Origin of the sequence: Pseudoxanthomonas sp. GM95 (genome assembly GCF_900109775.1) — a bacterium.
Classification (GTDB): domain Bacteria; phylum Pseudomonadota; class Gammaproteobacteria; order Xanthomonadales; family Xanthomonadaceae; genus Pseudoxanthomonas_A.
In genome coordinates, this window is sequence record NZ_FOAX01000002.1 from 548,054 (window position 1) to 564,247 (window position 16,194).

Consider the following 16,194-nt stretch of genomic DNA (forward strand, 5'->3'; position numbering starts at 1 on the left):
GCCCTGTCCGGCCCGTTAGACTTCAGTCCCCCGCGGGTGCGCTGGCCGTGCCTGCCTTACCTGGTGTGCGTCCATGACCTCATTGTCAGGCAAGACCCTCTTCATCACCGGCGCCTCGCGCGGCATCGGCCTGGCCATCGCCCTGCGCGCGGCACGCGACGGGGCCAACGTGGCCATCGCCGCTAAGTCGGCCGTGCCCAATCCCAAGCTTCCCGGCACCATCCACACCGCCGCGCAGGCGGTGAACGACGCCGGCGGCAAGGGCCTGGCCCTGCAGTGCGATATCCGTGAAGAAGACCAGGTGCGCGCGGCGGTGGCCGCGACGATCGAGACCTTCGGCAGCCTCGACATCCTGGTCAACAACGCCAGCGCAATCTGGCTGCGCGGCACGCTGGACACGCCGATGAAGCGCTTCGACCTGATGCAGCAGGTCAATGCGCGCGGCAGCTTCCTGTGCGCGCAGGCCTGCCTGCCGCATCTGTTGAACGCGCCCAACCCGCACATCCTCACCCTGTGCCCGCCGCCGTCGCTGGACCCCAAGTGGTGGGGGCCGCACACCGGTTACACCCTGGCCAAGATGGGCATGAGCCTGGTCACGCTGGGCCTGGCGGCCGAGTTCGGTCCGCAGGGCGTGGCGGTCAACGCCCTGTGGCCGCGCACCCTGATCGGCACCGATGCGCTGAACATGATCCCCGGCGTGTCCACCGCCAATGGCCGCAGGCCCGAGGTGATGGCCGATGCGGCGCATGCGGTGCTGGTGCGTGAAGCGGCCGGTTTCAGTGGCCAGTTCCTGATCGATGACGAGGTGTTGGCCGCGGCCGGCATCACCGACCTGTCCGGCTATGCGGTCGATCCGTCGCAGCCGCTGCTGCCGGATTTGTTCCTCGACTGAGCCGCGGCGCGCGGGCTTCTACAATGCGCGGTTCCCGGCGCCCCCACGCCGCCTCAAGATCGGAGCCAACGCCACGATGAAATACCTGCACGCCATGATCCGCGTCCACGACCTGGATGCGACCTCGAAGTTCTTCACCGAAGGCCTGGGCCTGAAAGAAACCCACCGCAAGGACAGCCAGGCCGGCCGCTTCACGCTGGTGTATTTCGGCGCACCGGAAAACCCCGAGGCCGAGGTCGAGCTGACCTACAACTGGCCGGCCGAGGACGGCAGCGTCGAGGACTACGGCAGCGCCCGCAACTTCGGCCACCTGGCCTTCGAAGTGGACGACATCTACGCCACCTGCGCGCACCTGCAGGCGATGGGCATCACCATCAACCGGCCGCCACGCGATGGTCACATGGCCTTCGTCCGCAGCCCGGACCTGATCTCGATCGAACTACTGCAGAAGGGCGGCGCGCTGCCGCCGGCCGAGCCGTGGGCGTCGATGCCCAATACCGGCGTCTGGTAAGCGCAATGCCGCGCCGTTGCCGTCACGGCATCGGCGCGGGCAGCGCGTGGCCGCAATGGCGGCAGTGCAGGGCGGTCGGCTCGTGGCCTTCCAGCCCGCACTCCGGGCAGCCGCGGCGATCGTGCTGCGGGCTGGCATCGCGCAGGCCGGCGGCCAGTTCGGCCGTGTAGATGCCGGTGGGCACGGCGATGATGCTGTAGCCGATCAGGATCAGCAGCGAGGTGATCGCCCGGCCCAGCGTGGTCTGCGGCGCGATGTCGCCAAAGCCGACCGTGGCCATCGTGACGATCGCCCAGTACATGCTGGTCGGAATGCTGGTGAAGCCGTTTTCCGGGCCTTCGACCACATACATCAGCGCGCCGAAGATCACCACCAGGGTCAGCACCGTGCTGACGAACACCAGCACCTTGCGTCGGCTGCGCCACAGCGCGCCCATCAGCACGCCGCTTTCCTCCACGTACTGGGTCAGCTTGAGGATGCGGAACAGCCGCAGGATGCGCAGCACGCGCACCACCAGCAGGCTCTGCGCGCCGGGGATCAGCAGCGACAGGTAGCTGGGCAGGATCGAGAGCAGGTCGATCACGCCCCAGATGCTCAGCGCATAGCGCAGCGGCCTGCGCACCACCATCAGCCGCAGCAGGTATTCGGCGGTGAATACCACGGTGAACGCCCACTCCACCACGTAGAACCAGTTCGCGTAGCGCTGGTGGATGTGCTGCACGCTGTCGACCATGATCACCACCACGCTGGCGATGATCGCCACCACCAACAGCAGGTCGAAGTTGCGCGAGGGCACGTCGTCGTGCCGGTAGATGATGTCGAACCAGCGTTTGCGCCAGCCGGTCTCGCGGGCCGGGTTGAGCTGGGGATTGGAGAGCAGTCGCATCGGGCCATTGTGGCAAGGGCATCTGTGACCGTCACATCACGCGCGCCGCGCAGTGGCCGTTACGCGGGCCTGCATCGGGGCTGAAGCCGGCCCACGCGCTGCCCGTGTGGCGCCGTATGATGCGCGCCGGCACGCGCCGCCACCGGAGGGCACGCGGCTGCCGCCCGTCCGCTTTCTTCAGGTTGTCTTGTCCTCCATGCCGCCAATTCGTCCCGAAGTTCCCGCCCTGCGTTGGCCCGCATGGGCGTTTACCGCGATCGCGCTGGTGGCCTGCGGCTGCGCCTTCGTGGGGCTGGGCAACAGCAACTACTGGGCCGATGAGCTGTTCACCGTCTTCGTGATGGGCGGCGACGGCGGCCTGGCCGGGCTGTGGCAGCGGGCGCTGACCGACGTGCATCCGCCGCTGTACTACGCGCTGCTGCACGGCTGGAGCCTGCTCGGTGACCTGTCCGAGATCTGGCTGCGCCTGCCCAGCGCGGTCTGTGCGGTGCTGGCGCTGCTGGTTACTGCGCGCGTGCTGTTGCGGCGTTTCAGCCCCGCGGCGCTGGGCTATGCGATCGCGGTGGCGGCGGTGTCGTTCTTCTTTTTCGAGCAGGCGCAGAACGCGCGCAGTTACGGCCTGTCGCTCCTGATCTCGGCCGCGCTGTTGGGCGTGACCCTGTGGCTGCGCGAACACGCCGCGGCGTCGGTGCGCTTCCCGTGGAAAGCCGTGGCGGCGCTGTGGCTCCTGGGGTTGGCCGGCAGCTTCGTGCACTTCTACCTGTTCCTGCTGACCGGTATGGTCATGGCCTGGCTGTTGGCCGTGCCGCGGCTGCGCGTGGCGGTAATCGCCAGCGGCCTGTCGGTGCTGGCTGCGGTCGCGCTCTACACCTGGCTGCTGCTGCATGCCACCGCGCAGGACGTGGACAAGACCTGGTATCGCGCCGATTTCAAGTTCTTCTGGACCCAGACGCGGATCGGCTGGAAGCACCTGGCCGCCGGGGCTTCTGGCTGGGCCTTGACCGCGCTGTGCCTGGTCGCGGTGTGGCGTCGTTGGCGCGATGGCCGCGGCAGTCTGGCCGCGCGCGTGCCCGAGGCCGGTCGCGCGGCGGCGCAGCTGTCGCTGTTCGTGCTGGTGGGATTGATCGGCAGCGGCGTGCTGGTGAGCTGCGTGGTGGCACCGTCGTATTCGGCGCGCAACGTGCTGGTCGCGCTGCCCTTCATCTGCGCGCTGATGGCCTGGCTCTACGACGCAGCAGGCCCGCGGCTGGCCACGCGTGGCAGTCATGTCCTCGCCGCGCTGTTGGTGATCGCTGTGGCGGCGAACCTGTGGCTGCAACGCGGTCGGCTGGTCCAGCGCAATGAGCCGTGGCGCACCACGGCCGACTTCGTCGCGCGCATGCCCGGCTGCGCGGGCGAGCCGATCCCGGTGATGCATCCGTACAAGTTCGGCCCGCCGACGGCGGACTTCCGCGCCTTCGCGCAGCGGCAGTTTTTCGGCCATTACGCCCCGCCCGGGATGCGGATCCAGGCCTGGATGCCGTCCGAGCTCGTCGGCCGTCATCCCACGCCAGCGCTGCAGGCGTTGCTGTCTTCGCGTGCCGAACAGGCCGGCACCGGCCATTGCGCGCTGCTGGCCTGGGCTGTGCACGATCTGGACAAGAAAGACGCACCGCTGCTGGCGGAAGATCTGGCGCGCGCACCGGGCATCGCGCCGCGGCGGGTGGTGATGCAGAGTTTCCTGCGCGCCAAGCGTCGCTCGATGAACTGGAGGCCGACCGAGGATGGCTTCGTCTTCTACGTGATCCCTGCGCGTGCCGTGGGTACGCCCGCGGCTGATCCCGGCCCGCTGGTACAGATGCCGGCCGGCACGCTGGGTCGCAGGTTGGTGGTGGGCTTGCAGGCTTCAGGGGCGGTGGACGACGGCCGCGATCACTTCGCCACCGAGTCCTGGTCCAACGACGGCCACCTGCGCAGCGAAGCGGTCACCTCCGCTCCGAGGCTGGCCTGTGATCCGCCGATGCGGGCCAACGATGGCATCCGGCCGTCACCGACGCAGCCGGGCTGCGCGCCGAAGAAGGCGCCCGTCATCAGCGCCAACTGATCCACTCGACGCAGCGGATTCGCTGCCAACGCCGAGCTTCGAAACACGCACTTCAGGTGCGATCTGCGCGTGACCGTCGCGTGCCGATGTCGTGCGCCGCATCGGCGCGACGGCGCCTTGCGCAACATGAATTCGCTTCCATGTCGGGCGTCGATGCGGCGTGTTGCTATTGCCATGTCGATGGCGCGCGCGGCACAAATTTCTTGGTGTTTTTCCGGCCGAATTTAGGCCAAATTCAAACGTCCGGCACTGGCGCGCACTAGCCTTCCTGCACGGTCCAGCGCTGCAGCTGGCCGCTCCGGAGCGCAGGGAGCATCCGGTTCTTTCTCGACCTTCGTGGTGCGCATCGGGCGATGCACGCCAACGGCGAAGCCTTGCCTGGCGAACGGGCAGGGCGCGCCTTCACCAGGACCTCCCATGGCGTTCGATCCGCGCAGCCCCCAGCGTGACCCGACTCCCGACGTCTCCGTCGTCATCTGCACCCTCAACGAGCATGAAGCCATCGGCGGCGTGCTGCGCGAACTGGACGCGGCGCTGCTGCACTGCCGGCACGAGGTGATCGTGGTCGATGACTCCAGCGACGAGCGCACCGCGCGCGCGGTGCAGGACTATGCGCGCGCCCATCCGTGGGTACGCCTGCTGCGCCGACGTGGCGGACGTGGGCTTGCTTCGGCCGCGGTGGCCGGCTGGGATGCAGCGCGCGGACGCACGCTGGCGCTGATGGACGGCGATGGCCAGCACGATCCGCAGCTGATCGCGCGGATGCTGGACGACGCGGCGGTGCTGGATAGCGAGGTGGTGATCGCCAGCCGTTACCTGGAATCGTCTGCCTCCGGCCTCGGTGCGATCCGCCATCTCGGCAGTCGCATCACCACGCAGGTGTCGCGTTTGTTGCTTGGCTTGAAGGTCGCCGATCCCATGAGCGGATGCTTCCTGATGACGCGCGCGTGGTACCAGCAGGTGCGCCCCGGCTTGACCGCGCTGGGCTTCAAGATCCTGATCGACGTGCTGGCCGCCGATGCACGCCGGCCACGCGTGTCGCAGGTGCCGACCCGGCTGCGCGAGCGCGCGGGTGGCAGCTCCAAGCTGGATCTGCGCGTGGTGCTGGAGCTGGGCGCGCAGCTGCTGGAAAAGGCCACGCAGGGCCTAGTGCCGGCGCGCATGGCGCTGTTCTTCGGCGTGGGCATCAGCGGGCTGGGTGTCCACCTGGCGGCGCTATCGTTGGGCACCTGGGCGGGTCGGCCATTCTGGCTGGCGCAGCTGCTGGCGATCTGGCTGGCGATGAGCTGGAACTTCGCGCTCAATAACCTGCTGACCTTCCGCGATCGCCGCTTGCATGGCGTGGCCGCGCTGCGCGGGCTGGTGGTGTTCTACGCGGCCTGCCTGAGCGGCGCGATCCTGAGCGAAGTGCTCGGCGTGGTCAGCGCCTGGGCCGGTGCGCCGTGGTTCGTCGCCGGCATCGGTGGCGCCTTGCTGGCCGGCGTGTGGAACTATCACCTGGCCAAGCGCGCGGCCTGGGGCGCGTCTGCCGAAGCTAAAGAGGCGGTGTCCATCGTTGAATCCACCGCTGCCCCGGCGCGCCACGATGCCTGAGCCGAAGGCGATGCAGCCCTTCCTGTCCAAGGTCCGCAGTGCTGGCGCCGTGCGCTGGCCTGCCTATGCATATGGCCTGATCGCGCTGCTGGCCTGTGGGTTTGCCTTCGTTGGCCTGGACCGCAGCAACTTCTGGACCGATGAGCTGTTCACGCTGCATGTGATCGGCCACGACGGCGGCCTGGCCGAAGTCTGGCGTCGCGCGCTCACCGATACGCATCCGCCGCTGTACTACTTCGGCCTGTATGGCTGGAGCCGGCTGGGCGGCACGGGCGAAGCGTGGCTGCGCCTGCCCAGCGCGGTGTTCGCGGTGCTGGCGCTGCTGGTGACCGCGCGCGCGCTGTGGCGACGCTTCAGCCCGGCGGCGATCGGGTTTGCGCTGGCGGCCTCGTCGGTGTCGATGTTCTGGTTCGAGCAATCGCAGAACGCGCGCAGCTACACGCTGTCGATGCTGCTCTCCGCGGGCCTGTTATCGAGCGCGCTGGCGTTGCACGAGCGCTGGCGCGCGCGCAGTGAATTCCCGCGGTGGCATCTGCTGCTGGTGTTCGCGCTGGGCACGGCCGGCGGGCTGACCCATTCCTACGTGCTGCTCACCGCCGGCATGGTGTTGGCGTGGCTACTGTGGGTGATCCCGGACCTGCGCGTGCGCGCAGCCGTGGTGCTGGCCGGGCTGTTGATCCTGGCCGCCAACGTGGCCTATGTGTGGGTGCTGCTGCATGCCACCACGCAGGACGTGCATGGCGGCCTCTGGTTCGACACCGGGGCGAAGTTCTTCTGGGGCCAGACGCGCATGGCCAAGCGCGATCTGGTGGTCGCCGGTGCCGGCGCGGCGACGACGCTGCTGGTACTCGCGGCGGTGTGGCGACGCTGGAAACACGGACGCGGCGCACTGCAGTCGCGCGTGCCCGACGGCGGCCGCACCGCGCTGCAGCTGGCGCTGTGTGTGCTGCTGGGCGTGATCGCCAGCGGGATCGTGGTCAGCTATGCGATTGCGCCCTCGTATTCGTCGCGCAACCTGCTCACCGCGGCGCCGTTCGCGTGGGTGCTGCTGGCCTGGTGCTACGACGCGGCCGGTCCGCGCCTGGCCACGCGCGGCAGCCAGGCGATGGCCGCGCTGTTGGTGCTTCTGGTGGCCGGCAACCTGTCGCTGCTGTCGGGCCGCTTCATCGAGCGCAACGAGGCCTGGCGCAACACCGCACAGTTCGTCGCGCAGATGCCGGGCTGCGCCGGCGCGCCGGTGGCGGTCATGCAGCCGTACAAATTCGGCCCGTCCACGCCGGCTTACCGTGAACTGGCGGCGCGGGATTTCTACGGCCATTACGCCGCTGCGCACACGCAGATCCAGGCCTGGATGCCGTCGGAGCTGGTCGGCCGGCATCGCATTTCCGCGTTGTCCGCGCAATTGGCCGAGCGCGCCGCCAACGCGCAGGCCGGCGGTTGCACGCTGCTGCTCTGGGGCGTGCACGACCTGGACGGCGATAGCGCGCTGACCCTGGCCCAGGACCTGGCCCGCGCGCCGGGCATCGCGCCGCGCCGGATCGCGGTGCAGACCTTCCTGCGCGGGCGCCGGGCGTCCACGCGCTGGCGGATGATCCCGGACGGCTTCGTCTTCTACGCGCTGCCGCCGGCCGCGCCCGGTGCGCCAGCGACCGATCCGGGCGCGCTGGTGAAGCTGCCGGACGGCGTGCTCGGCGACCGCTATGTGGTGACCCTGCTCGGCCCGGCGCATGGCGCGGCAGCGGCCGATACCTTCCTGATGCAGCGCTTTTCCTACAAGGGCGACGCGCCGCGCCAGGAGCAGGTGATCGCGCCACGGGTGAGCTGCGACCTGCCGATGCGCGCCGGCGACGACATCCGCCCAGATCCCGATGCGCCGGGCTGTTCCACGCCTGCACCGCACTGACGCCACACGCAGGCCGCGCCGATGCGCGACAATGCACGGCTTCCCTCCCACACAAGGTTTGCCGTCATGACCGCCGCTTCCGATCTCATCGCCTCCGCCAAGCAGTACACGCTCAGCGTGTATCGCCAGCGCGAACTGGTGCTGGAGCGAGGCCAGGGCGTGCGCGTGTGGGACAGCGAGGGGCGCGAGTACGTCGATCTGTCCGCCGGCATCGCCGTGTGCGGCCTGGGCCACAACGACCCGGACCTGGTCAGCGCGCTGGTCGAACAGGCCGGCAAGCTCTGGCACACCAGCAACATCTTCTACAGCGAGCCGCCGCTGCGTCTGTCGCAGGAGCTGGTGGAGTCCTCGCGCTTCGCCACGCGTGCTTTCCTGTGCAACTCCGGCGCCGAGGCCAACGAGGCCGCGATCAAGCTGGTGCGCAAGTGGGCGAGCGAGCAGGGCCGCAGCGCGGACAAGCGCGTGATCGTGACTTTCCGCGGCAGCTTCCACGGCCGCACCCTGGCCACGGTCACCGCCACTGCGCAGCCCAAGTACCAGGAAGGCTACGAGCCGTTGCCTGGCGGCTTCCGCTACGTGGATTTCAACGATCTGGCCCAGCTTGAAGCCGCGATGGCGCAGGGCGATGTCGCTGCGGTGATGATCGAGCCCGTGCAGGGCGAGGGCGGCGTAGTGCCGGCCGCGCCGGGCTATCTCAAGGCGATCGAAACGCTGTGCAAACAGCATGACGCGCTGCTGGTGCTGGATGAAATCCAGTGCGGCATGGGCCGCACCGGCGCGCTGTTCGCGCACTGGGAAGATGGCGTGACGCCCGACATCGTGACCCTGGCCAAGTCGCTGGGCGGCGGCATGCCGATCGGCGCGATGCTGGCCGGTCCGCGCGTGGCCGAAGTAATGCAGTTCGGCGCGCATGGCACCACCTTCGGCGGCAATCCGCTGGCCAGCGCCGTCGCGCGCGTGGCGCTGGCCAAGTTGGGCTCCGATGCCATCGCCGAGAACGTCGAGCACCAGGCTGTGGCCCTGCGCGCGGCGCTGGCCCGGCTGGATGCCGAATTCGGCCTGTTTTCGGAAGTGCGTGGCCGTGGCCTGATGGTCGGCGCGGTGCTGCGCCCGGAATACGCCGGCCAGGCCGCCGCGATCCTGGACCAGTGCGCCGCGCACGGCCTGCTGCTGCTGCAGGCCGGCCCGGACGTGCTGCGCTTCGTGCCGGCGCTGAACATCACCGGCGAAGAGCTGGCCGAAGGCCTGTCGCGTCTGGAGCAGGCCGTGCGCGCCTGGCTGGCCGCGCGCTGAGTCAACTGAAAGGCTGCAGCTGATTTTGTGGGCGCCGCCTGAGCTGCGATGAGGCCTTCCTGGTAAAGCCACTTCGCCGCTGAAGTGGCTCCCACACCTTTGATTCGATGTGATCACTGGCCCGGCTGCTAGAATCCACAGTCTTCACGGTCCGCGTCAGAACCCATCGCCATGAGCCAAACCGCCACCGCGCCGGCCAACGCCGAAAAGCGCTACACCGTTTCCCGCGCCGACCTGCCGCTGAGCTGCCCGCTGCCGTCGATGGCGCTGTGGAACTCGCATCCGCGCGTCTACCTGCCGATCGAAGACGAGCCCAACGGCGAGGCCGATTGCCCGTACTGCGGTTCGCATTTCGTCCTTGCCGACTGAAATCCCCACGCCTGCGCACCGCCGCCTGACGGTGGTGCAGCTGCTGCCGGCGCTGCAGTCCGGCGGGGTTGAACGCTCCACCCTGGAAATCGCCAGCGCGCTGGTCCACGCGGGCCATCGCGCCATCGTCGTGTCCGCCGGCGGGCGGCTGGTGCCGTCGCTGGAAGCGGTCGGCGCGCAGCACGTCACCCTGGACATCGGCCGCAAGTCGCTGCGCACGTTGGCCCAGCTCCTGCCGCTGCGGCGCCTGTTGGAACGCGAACGCCCGGACATCGTCCATGCGCGCTCACGGCTGCCGGCCTGGCTGGGCTGGGGCGCGCTGCGCGGCATGCCGGCGCAGGTGCGGCCGCACTTCGTCACCACCGTGCACGGGCTCAATTCGCCCGGCCGCTACAGCGCGATCATGACCCGCGGGCAGCGCGTGCTTTGTGTCTCCGAGACCGTGCGCCGCTACGTGCTCGCGCATTACCCCAATACCGATCCGGCGCGCCTGCGGGTGATCCCGCGCGGCATCGATCCCACGCAATTCCCACGCGCGCCGTGGCCTGATGGCGCCATGCGCGCGCAGGTGGCCGGACAATTCCCAGAACTCGATGGCGCCGGCCCGCTACTGCTGCTGCCGGGCCGCGGCACGCGCCTGAAAGGGCACGCCGACGGCCTGCAGCTGCTGGCCGACCTGCGTGCGGGCGGGCTGGACGCACGCCTGTGGCTGCCCGGTGCGCGTGAGCCCGGCCGCGCGGCCTACATCGCCGAACTCGAAGCGCTGGCCGCGCAGCTGGGCCTCACCGGCGCGGTCGCGTTCACCCCGCCGACCGCGCAGATCGCCCAAGCCTATGCGGCCAGCGACCTGGTCCTGCAGCTCTCGCGCAAGCCTGAATCCTTCGGCCGTACCGTGATCGAAGCGTTGTCGGTCGGTCGCCCGGTGCTGGGCTGGGCGCACGGCGGCGTCGGTGAGCTGCTGGCGCAACTGCAGCCGTCCGGCGCGGTCGCGCCCTTCGATGCGCAGGCCTTGGCTGCGGCGGCACGTGCGCTGCTGGCCGCGCCACCATCGCCCCCAGCGGCGATGCCCTATACGCTGTCGGCCATGCAGGACGCCACGCTGTCGCTCTACCAGGAACTCGTCGCTCCATGACCACGCCCGTCGCCGAACACCGCCTTGCTCCCCGCGCCGATGGCTGGCGCTGGGCGCCGGCGTGGATCCTGCTGTTCGTGGCGCTGTGGCCGGCCCCGGGTTATGCCGAAGCGGTGCTGGCGCTGGGCGCGCTGGCGGCGCTGTTCCAGTTGGTCCTGCGGCGCTTCCGCGGCGGCAACCAGCTGCTCAGCAACGAAGCCTGGGCGCTGACCAGCGTGATGTTCTTCGCCTACTGGACGCCGGAACTGATCTCGGCCTTCGACGCGATCGATCACGGCCGCGCCTGGGGCGAGGCGGCGACCGACCTGCGCTACCTGCCGTTCCTGTGGCTGGTGGCCTCGGCCGTGGCCAACGAGCGCGGCCGCAAGATCACCTTCGGCGGCCTGGCGATCATCGTGGCGATCTGGACGATCGATGCATTGGCCCAGGTCGTGTCCGGCACCAGCCCGCTGTTCTTCGGCATCGATGCGCTCAAGCAGGCGATGAGCGGCCATCCCATGTGCTCGGCGGAAGAAGCCGCCACGGTCGACCGGCTCAGCGGCTTCTTGGGGCCGTGCAATCTCAAGCTGGGCCTGGTGCTGGCCAGCCTGTCGCCGTTCGGCCTGTTCGCGGCCGGGCGCCGCTTCGGCCTGTTCGGCTGGCTGCTGGCGGCCGCGGCGATGGGCGTGGTGATCCTGCTGGCCGGCGCACGCGCGGCCTGGATCACCTACGCACTGGTGCTGCTGTTTTCCGGCTGGCGCCTGCTGGGTTGGAAGAAGCTGGCCGGCGTGTTCGCCGCGGCGGTCGTGCTGCTGGTCGGCATGGCGCTGGTCTCGCCGCAGCTGGCCAAGCGCGTGCAGCTGACCACCGCGGCGATGACCGCCGACGAGGCCGGCGTGGACGTGGCCCTGTCCGGGCGTGCGCGAATCTGGCAGGCCGCCGGCTGCATGATCGGCGAGCACCCGATCAACGGCGTGGGCGTGCGCAACTTCCGCGATGTCTTCCCGCAGTGCGATCCCACCCCGACCGTCGCCCCGGCCTGGGGCCACGGCCCGGCGCTGCATGCGCACCAGATCGTGCTGGAGATCCTGGCCGAAACCGGCGTGATCGGCCTGCTGCTGTGGCTGGCCGGCGCGGCGCTGGCCTGGCGTGCGTGGCGTTACGCCACGATGGACGCGCGCGATCGTGCGCGTCCGGCGATGCTGGCGCTGGCGGTGACGGTGTTCCCGTTCAACACCCACCTGGCGTTCTACTCGACCTTCTGGGGCGGCCTGGCCCTGCTGCTGGCTGCCCTCTATTCGGGCAGCCTGCTGGCCCGGCACGATGCCGCCACGCACTGAGCGCGGCTGCTGGTTCGCCGCACCGCTGCGCTGGGCCTGCCGCCGCATCGCGCGGCTACCGCAGGCGCGGTTGCTGCAACTGGGCGGTGCGCTGGCCTGGGTGCTGACGCCGCTGCTGACCGGGCGCCGCCGCATCGCGCGGATCAACCTGGCGCTGTGTTTTCCTGAGCTGGATACGGGCGCGCGCGAGGCGCTGGTGCGCGCCAACACCCGCGACAGCCTCATTGGCTTGCTGGAAATGGCCCGCGCCTGGTATGCGCCGTCCTCGCTGTTGCGCGGGATGGCCGAGGTCGAAGGGCTTGAACATCTCGAAGCGGCCCGCGCACAAGGCCGTGGCGTGCTGCTGCTGACTGCCCATTTCCCGCATCTTGATCTGGGCGCGCGCCTGCTGGGCGAGGCGCTGGGCGAACCGCTGTCGTGCATGGTGCGCCGGGTCGGCGGTTCCTGCGGCGAGCAGGTGATGGAAGCCGGGCGCCGGCGCGCGTTCGCCAGCGTGATCGGCAAGAAGGACGTGCGCGGCCTGCTGCGCACTTTGTCGCGCGGCGGACTGGTCGCGTATCTGGCCGACCAGAACTTCACCTACAACAGTGCCTTCGTGCCGTTCTTCGGCGTGCCGGCGGCCACGTTGACCACCACGCCTGACCTGGCCCGGCGCGCGAACGTGGCCCTGTTGCCTTACTGGTGCCAGCGCCTGCCCGACGGGCACTACCGCGTGCGCGTCGATGCGCCCTGGGACGAGGCCAGCGGCGAAGACCCCGTGGCCTTTGCTGCACGCTACATGCGCGAGCTGGAAGCGGTGATCCGCCAGCATCCGGCGCAGTACCTGTGGTGGCACCGGCGCTTCAAGACCCGGCCCGAAGGCGAGGCGTCGCCGTACGCGCGTTGATGCTTCATGGACGTGTGGGAGCCGCTTTAGCGGCGATGAAGACTTCCCGGTAAAGCTCCATCGCTGCTGAAGCAACTCCCACAGACAGCGGAATTATTTGTACAGCTCGCCGCGCCCATCCGGCTGGCGCTTGAAGCGCCGATGGATCCACAGATACTGCGCCGGCACCGCGCGGATCATCGCTTCGATCGCGGCCATCACCTTGGCCGTATCGGCGGTGGCGTCCTTCGAGGGGAAATCCGCGAACGCCGGTGACAGGCGTAGCGTGTAGCCGCCATCGGGCCTGCGCTCATGGGCGAACGCGATCACCGCCGCTCCGGACAACCGCGCCAGCTGGTGGGTCGAGGTCAGGCTGTAGGCCGGCCGGCCGAAGAACGGCACGAACACGCTGTCGCCGCGTCGCGTGTCCTGGTCCGGCGCGAACCACAGCAGGCCGCCCTGTTTGAGGTGCTTCAGGGCGGGGCGCAGTTCCTCGCGGCCGAACATCGCCGTGGCGTAGCGCAGACGGCCGCGCTTGACCGCCCATTCCATCGCGCCGGTAGCGTGCGGGCGATACATGCCGGCCAGCGGTGCGTAGTCGCACATCAACCGTGCGGAGAGCTCCAGCGTGGTGAAGTGGCCGGAGATCACGATCACGCCGCGGCCGCCTTCCTGCGCAGCCTTCAGATGCTCCAGGCCTTCCACGCGCAAGCCCTTGCGCATCGGCGCCACGTCGCCCCACCAGGCGCGGGCGAATTCGAACATGGCCAGGCCCAGCGCGGTGAACGCGTCATCCAGCAGTTGCGCCCGCTCACCGGCCGGCATCTCCGGGAAGCACAGCTCCAGGTTGCGCGCGGCCACCTTGCGGCGCGAGCCGAGCGCGACTTTCAGCAGCACGCCCAGCGGCTTGCCCAGCGCCTGCTGCAGCGACCAGGGCAGGCGCGCGATCAGCGCGGCAAAGCCCACGCCCAGCCAGGTCAGCCAGGTCGAAGGCTGCAGTGGTGGCGGGCCGGGATCGAAGGGCGTGGCCTGGCGCGGGGCGGCCTCGGCGGGGCGTTCAGTCATGCCGGCCATTGTAGGGCGTGCCGGCAAATCGTCGGGAGCGCGTGCCGCCGCAGGCGCGCTGCGTCCATGCGCAACCCGATGCGCTGCGCGTGCCGGCCGCCTTTTCCGTATCCTTGCGCCCAATGCGTCGTGACCTGACTGAAACCTGGTTGCGTGCCCTGTATTCGGCCGTGCTCTACGTGCTGACGCCGGCCACGGTCTACCACCTGATCTGGCGCGGTTTCCGCGTTCCGGGGTATTTCCAGCGCTGGGGCGAGCGCTATGCCGCCTGGAGCGGCACGCCGCACGACGTGGATGTGTGGGTGCATGCGGTGTCGGTGGGCGAGGTCAACGCGGCCGCGCCGGTGGTCGATGCGCTGCGCCGTGACCATCCGCATCTCAAGCTACTGATCACCACCATCACCCCAACCGGTTCGGACCGCGTGCGCGCGCTGTGGGGCGATTCGCTGCTGCACGTGTACGCGCCTTACGACCTGCCGGGCGCGGTCGGTCGCTTCCTCAAGCATTTCCGTCCCGGCGTGGCGCTGGTGATGGAAACCGAGCTGTGGCCCAACCTGCTGCTGGGCTGCAAGGCGCGCGGCATCCGCACCTACATCCTCAACGCGCGGCTGTCGGCGCGCTCGCTGCGCGGCTATCGCGTGCTGGCGCCGCTGATCCGGCGCGTGGTGGCCAGCGTGCATCGCATCGGCGCGCAATCGGTGGCCGATGGCCGCCGCTTCGTTCACCTGGGCGCGGCGTCGGAGGCGATCGTCGACACCGGCAACCTCAAGTTCGACATCGGTGCGCCGAGCGGGCTGGAGGCGCTGGTCGCGCAGTTCCGCGAACACGTCGGCACGCGTCCGGTGTGGATCGCGGCCAGCACCCATCCGGACGAAGAGGCGCTGGTGGTCGCGATGCATCGCCGCCTGCTGGCGCGCTTCCCCGACCTGTTGATGCTGTGGGCGCCACGCCATCCCGAGCGGTTCGGTCGCGCCGCGGAGCTGGCCCAGGCCGCGGGCTGGCAGGTGGGGCGTCGCAGCGTCGCGCGCTGGCCGCAGGCGGGCGATCAGGTCTTCGTGCTGGATACGCTGGGCGAACTGATGGCGTTCTACGCCTGCGCCGACGTCGCCTTCGTTGGCGGCAGCCTGCAGGCGATCGGCGGGCACAACCTACTCGAACCCGCGGCGGTCGGCACTGCGATGGTCACCGGCCCGCACCTGCACAATTTCGTCGAGATTTCGCGCCGCCTGAAGGAAGCCGGCGCGCTGGAGATCGGCAAGAACGCGGACGAGGTGGGCGACCTGCTGGAAACCCTGCTGGCCGACGCGCCACGCCGCGAACACATGGCCGCCGAAGGTCGCCTGCTGGTCGAGCGTGGACGCGGCGCGCTGGGCCGCACGATGGCGATGGTGGCCGGGGACCTGCGCCCGGTCAGCTGAGCCGCGCAGGCGTCAGTGGGTGTGCGAGCGCCCGGCGCTGAGTTCGATCAGCTGCTCGCGCGTCGCATCGGCATCCTTGGCCTTGGGCGCCACGTGCAGGTAGCGCGCCAGGTCGGCGAGCGCGCCCTTGCGGTAGTCCATCTTCAGATAGGCCAGTCCGCGGTCGCGCAGGGCGTCGGGCTGATCGGGCACCAGCTTGAGCACGCGATCGGCGCTGCGCGCGGCGCGGTCCCACTCGTTGCGCTCGGCGTAGACGCCATGCAGGTTGCGCAGCACGCGCACCAGGATCGCGCGATGCGAGGCCGGGTCCAGGATCTGCAGCAGTGCATTGTCGTCGGGCACGTCGCCGCCCAGGTGGGGCTTGGCGCGTTCGCGCAGTTCATCGGCGCCGAGCGGGCGGCCACCGTTGAACGGGTCCATTACCAGGATGCCGTCGTCCACCGGCAGGCGCACCAGGAAATGCCCGGGAAACGACACCCCGTCCAGCGGCACGCCGAGGCGGCGCGCGACCTCGATCTGCACCACCGCCAGCGAGATCGGATTGCCCAGGCGGCGCTCGAAGACTTCGTTGATGTAGCTGTTGCGCGGGTCGTAATACTCGTCGTGGTCGCCGGCGTAGCCGAGCTCCTCGAACAGATGCCGGTTGATCGCCGCCATCTTCAGCGGCCATGAATCGATCATCTCGATCTCGTGCTTGAGGTGCGCCGCGTGGCTCTCGACCAGGGTGTCGTAGAGCTCGGCATCGAGCTGCGGATACTCATCGCGCGCGATGAGCAGCGCGGTGCCCAGCAACGGCAAGGTGTCATCGGCCTGGCTGGCCAACGAACCCCACTCCGGCAGTGTCAGTCGATCCCCCATGGGTCAA

The 16,194-nt window shown here is 69.6% G+C and carries 14 protein-coding genes; 11 read left to right on the plus strand and 3 right to left on the minus strand.

Translation table 11 applies throughout. The features are described from left to right. The first annotated feature begins 73 nt into the window (after positions 1-73). A complete protein-coding gene (locus BMZ17_RS10535) occupies positions 74-892 on the plus strand; it encodes an SDR family oxidoreductase (protein WP_093138539.1) in 819 nt (272 codons plus the stop codon). Between the two features lie 76 nt (positions 893-968). Then, positions 969-1,403 (plus strand): VOC family protein, encoded by a 435-nt coding sequence (locus BMZ17_RS10540; RefSeq protein WP_093138540.1) that lies wholly within the window; start codon positions 969-971, stop codon positions 1,401-1,403. A 22-nt stretch (positions 1,404-1,425) separates the two neighbouring features. Here the strand turns inward: BMZ17_RS10540 and BMZ17_RS10545 are convergent, their stop codons facing one another. Then, positions 1,426-2,289 (minus strand): ion transporter, encoded by an 864-nt coding sequence (locus tag BMZ17_RS10545; RefSeq protein WP_093138541.1) that lies wholly within the window; start codon positions 2,287-2,289, stop codon positions 1,426-1,428. Positions 2,290-2,485: 196 nt separating this feature from the next. On the opposite strand from BMZ17_RS10545, the gene BMZ17_RS10550 reads away from it, so the two are divergent. From BMZ17_RS10550 to BMZ17_RS10585, 8 genes are all read left to right on the plus strand, one after another. Beyond that, positions 2,486-4,372, plus strand: coding sequence for a glycosyltransferase family 39 protein (locus tag BMZ17_RS10550; protein WP_093138542.1), 1,887 nt, complete (start codon positions 2,486-2,488; stop codon positions 4,370-4,372). A 417-nt stretch (positions 4,373-4,789) separates the two neighbouring features. Then, entirely contained in the window at positions 4,790-5,965 is a 1,176-nt protein-coding gene (locus BMZ17_RS10555; RefSeq protein ID WP_093138543.1) for a glycosyltransferase, read from the plus strand. Beyond that, positions 5,958-7,868 carry a glycosyltransferase family 39 protein gene (locus BMZ17_RS10560; RefSeq protein ID WP_093138544.1) on the plus strand — a complete coding sequence of 637 codons (1,911 nt, stop codon included), beginning with the start codon at positions 5,958-5,960 and terminating at the stop codon, positions 7,866-7,868. The genes BMZ17_RS10555 and BMZ17_RS10560 overlap by 8 nt, the downstream gene beginning before the upstream one ends. Before the next feature lie 66 nt (positions 7,869-7,934). After that, positions 7,935-9,161: an acetylornithine transaminase gene (locus BMZ17_RS10565; protein WP_093138545.1), complete on the plus strand. Its 1,227-nt coding sequence runs from the start codon at positions 7,935-7,937 to the stop codon at positions 9,159-9,161. Between the two features lie 171 nt (positions 9,162-9,332). Next, on the plus strand, positions 9,333-9,530 hold the full coding sequence (locus BMZ17_RS10570) for a zinc-finger domain-containing protein (RefSeq protein WP_093138546.1): 198 nt from the start codon (positions 9,333-9,335) through the stop codon (positions 9,528-9,530). Beyond that, entirely contained in the window at positions 9,520-10,662 is a 1,143-nt protein-coding gene (locus tag BMZ17_RS10575; protein WP_254775274.1) for a glycosyltransferase, read from the plus strand. Before BMZ17_RS10570 ends, BMZ17_RS10575 begins: the two co-directional genes overlap by 11 nt. Continuing rightward, on the plus strand, positions 10,659-11,981 hold the full coding sequence (locus tag BMZ17_RS10580; protein WP_093138547.1) for an O-antigen ligase family protein: 1,323 nt from the start codon (positions 10,659-10,661) through the stop codon (positions 11,979-11,981). The genes BMZ17_RS10575 and BMZ17_RS10580 overlap by 4 nt, the downstream gene beginning before the upstream one ends. Next, a complete protein-coding gene (locus BMZ17_RS10585; RefSeq protein ID WP_093138548.1) occupies positions 11,965-12,867 on the plus strand; it encodes a lysophospholipid acyltransferase family protein in 903 nt (300 codons plus the stop codon). The genes BMZ17_RS10580 and BMZ17_RS10585 overlap by 17 nt, the downstream gene beginning before the upstream one ends. 93 nt (positions 12,868-12,960) lie before the next feature. Here BMZ17_RS10585 and lpxL read toward each other — a convergent pair whose 3' ends face one another. Continuing rightward, a complete protein-coding gene (gene lpxL / locus BMZ17_RS10590; RefSeq protein WP_093139614.1) occupies positions 12,961-13,911 on the minus strand; it encodes an LpxL/LpxP family Kdo(2)-lipid IV(A) lauroyl/palmitoleoyl acyltransferase in 951 nt (316 codons plus the stop codon). A 122-nt stretch (positions 13,912-14,033) separates the two neighbouring features. Between lpxL and waaA the strand changes: the two genes are divergently transcribed. Continuing rightward, the gene (gene waaA / locus BMZ17_RS10595) at positions 14,034-15,329 is read left to right on the plus strand and encodes a lipid IV(A) 3-deoxy-D-manno-octulosonic acid transferase (protein ID WP_093139616.1); all 1,296 of its coding nucleotides are present in this window, start codon (positions 14,034-14,036) and stop codon (positions 15,327-15,329) included. 12 nt (positions 15,330-15,341) lie between these two features. On the opposite strand, the gene BMZ17_RS10600 is transcribed toward waaA, so the two are convergent. After that, entirely contained in the window at positions 15,342-16,187 is an 846-nt protein-coding gene (locus BMZ17_RS10600) for a SirB1 family protein (protein WP_093138549.1), read from the minus strand. Positions 16,188-16,194: the final 7 nt, after the last annotated feature.

Excerpts from the sequence above, each read along its gene's own strand:
- BMZ17_RS10535 (WP_093138539.1), top strand. The coding sequence starts at position 74 with ATGACCTCATTGTCAGGCAAGACCCTCTTCATCACCGGCGCCTCGCGC.
- BMZ17_RS10540 (WP_093138540.1), top strand. The coding sequence starts at position 969 with ATGAAATACCTGCACGCCATGATCCGCGTCCACGACCTGGATGCGACC.
- BMZ17_RS10545 (WP_093138541.1), bottom strand. The coding sequence starts at position 2,289 with ATGCGACTGCTCTCCAATCCCCAGCTCAACCCGGCCCGCGAGACCGGC.
- BMZ17_RS10550 (WP_093138542.1), top strand. The coding sequence starts at position 2,486 with ATGCCGCCAATTCGTCCCGAAGTTCCCGCCCTGCGTTGGCCCGCATGG.
- BMZ17_RS10555 (WP_093138543.1), top strand. The coding sequence starts at position 4,790 with ATGGCGTTCGATCCGCGCAGCCCCCAGCGTGACCCGACTCCCGACGTC.
- BMZ17_RS10560 (WP_093138544.1), top strand. The coding sequence starts at position 5,958 with ATGCCTGAGCCGAAGGCGATGCAGCCCTTCCTGTCCAAGGTCCGCAGT.
- BMZ17_RS10565 (WP_093138545.1), top strand. The coding sequence starts at position 7,935 with ATGACCGCCGCTTCCGATCTCATCGCCTCCGCCAAGCAGTACACGCTC.
- BMZ17_RS10570 (WP_093138546.1), top strand. The coding sequence starts at position 9,333 with ATGAGCCAAACCGCCACCGCGCCGGCCAACGCCGAAAAGCGCTACACC.
- BMZ17_RS10580 (WP_093138547.1), top strand. The coding sequence starts at position 10,659 with ATGACCACGCCCGTCGCCGAACACCGCCTTGCTCCCCGCGCCGATGGC.
- BMZ17_RS10585 (WP_093138548.1), top strand. The coding sequence starts at position 11,965 with ATGCCGCCACGCACTGAGCGCGGCTGCTGGTTCGCCGCACCGCTGCGC.
- lpxL (WP_093139614.1), bottom strand. The coding sequence starts at position 13,911 with ATGACTGAACGCCCCGCCGAGGCCGCCCCGCGCCAGGCCACGCCCTTC.
- waaA (WP_093139616.1), top strand. The coding sequence starts at position 14,034 with ATGCGTCGTGACCTGACTGAAACCTGGTTGCGTGCCCTGTATTCGGCC.
- BMZ17_RS10600 (WP_093138549.1), bottom strand. The coding sequence starts at position 16,187 with ATGGGGGATCGACTGACACTGCCGGAGTGGGGTTCGTTGGCCAGCCAG.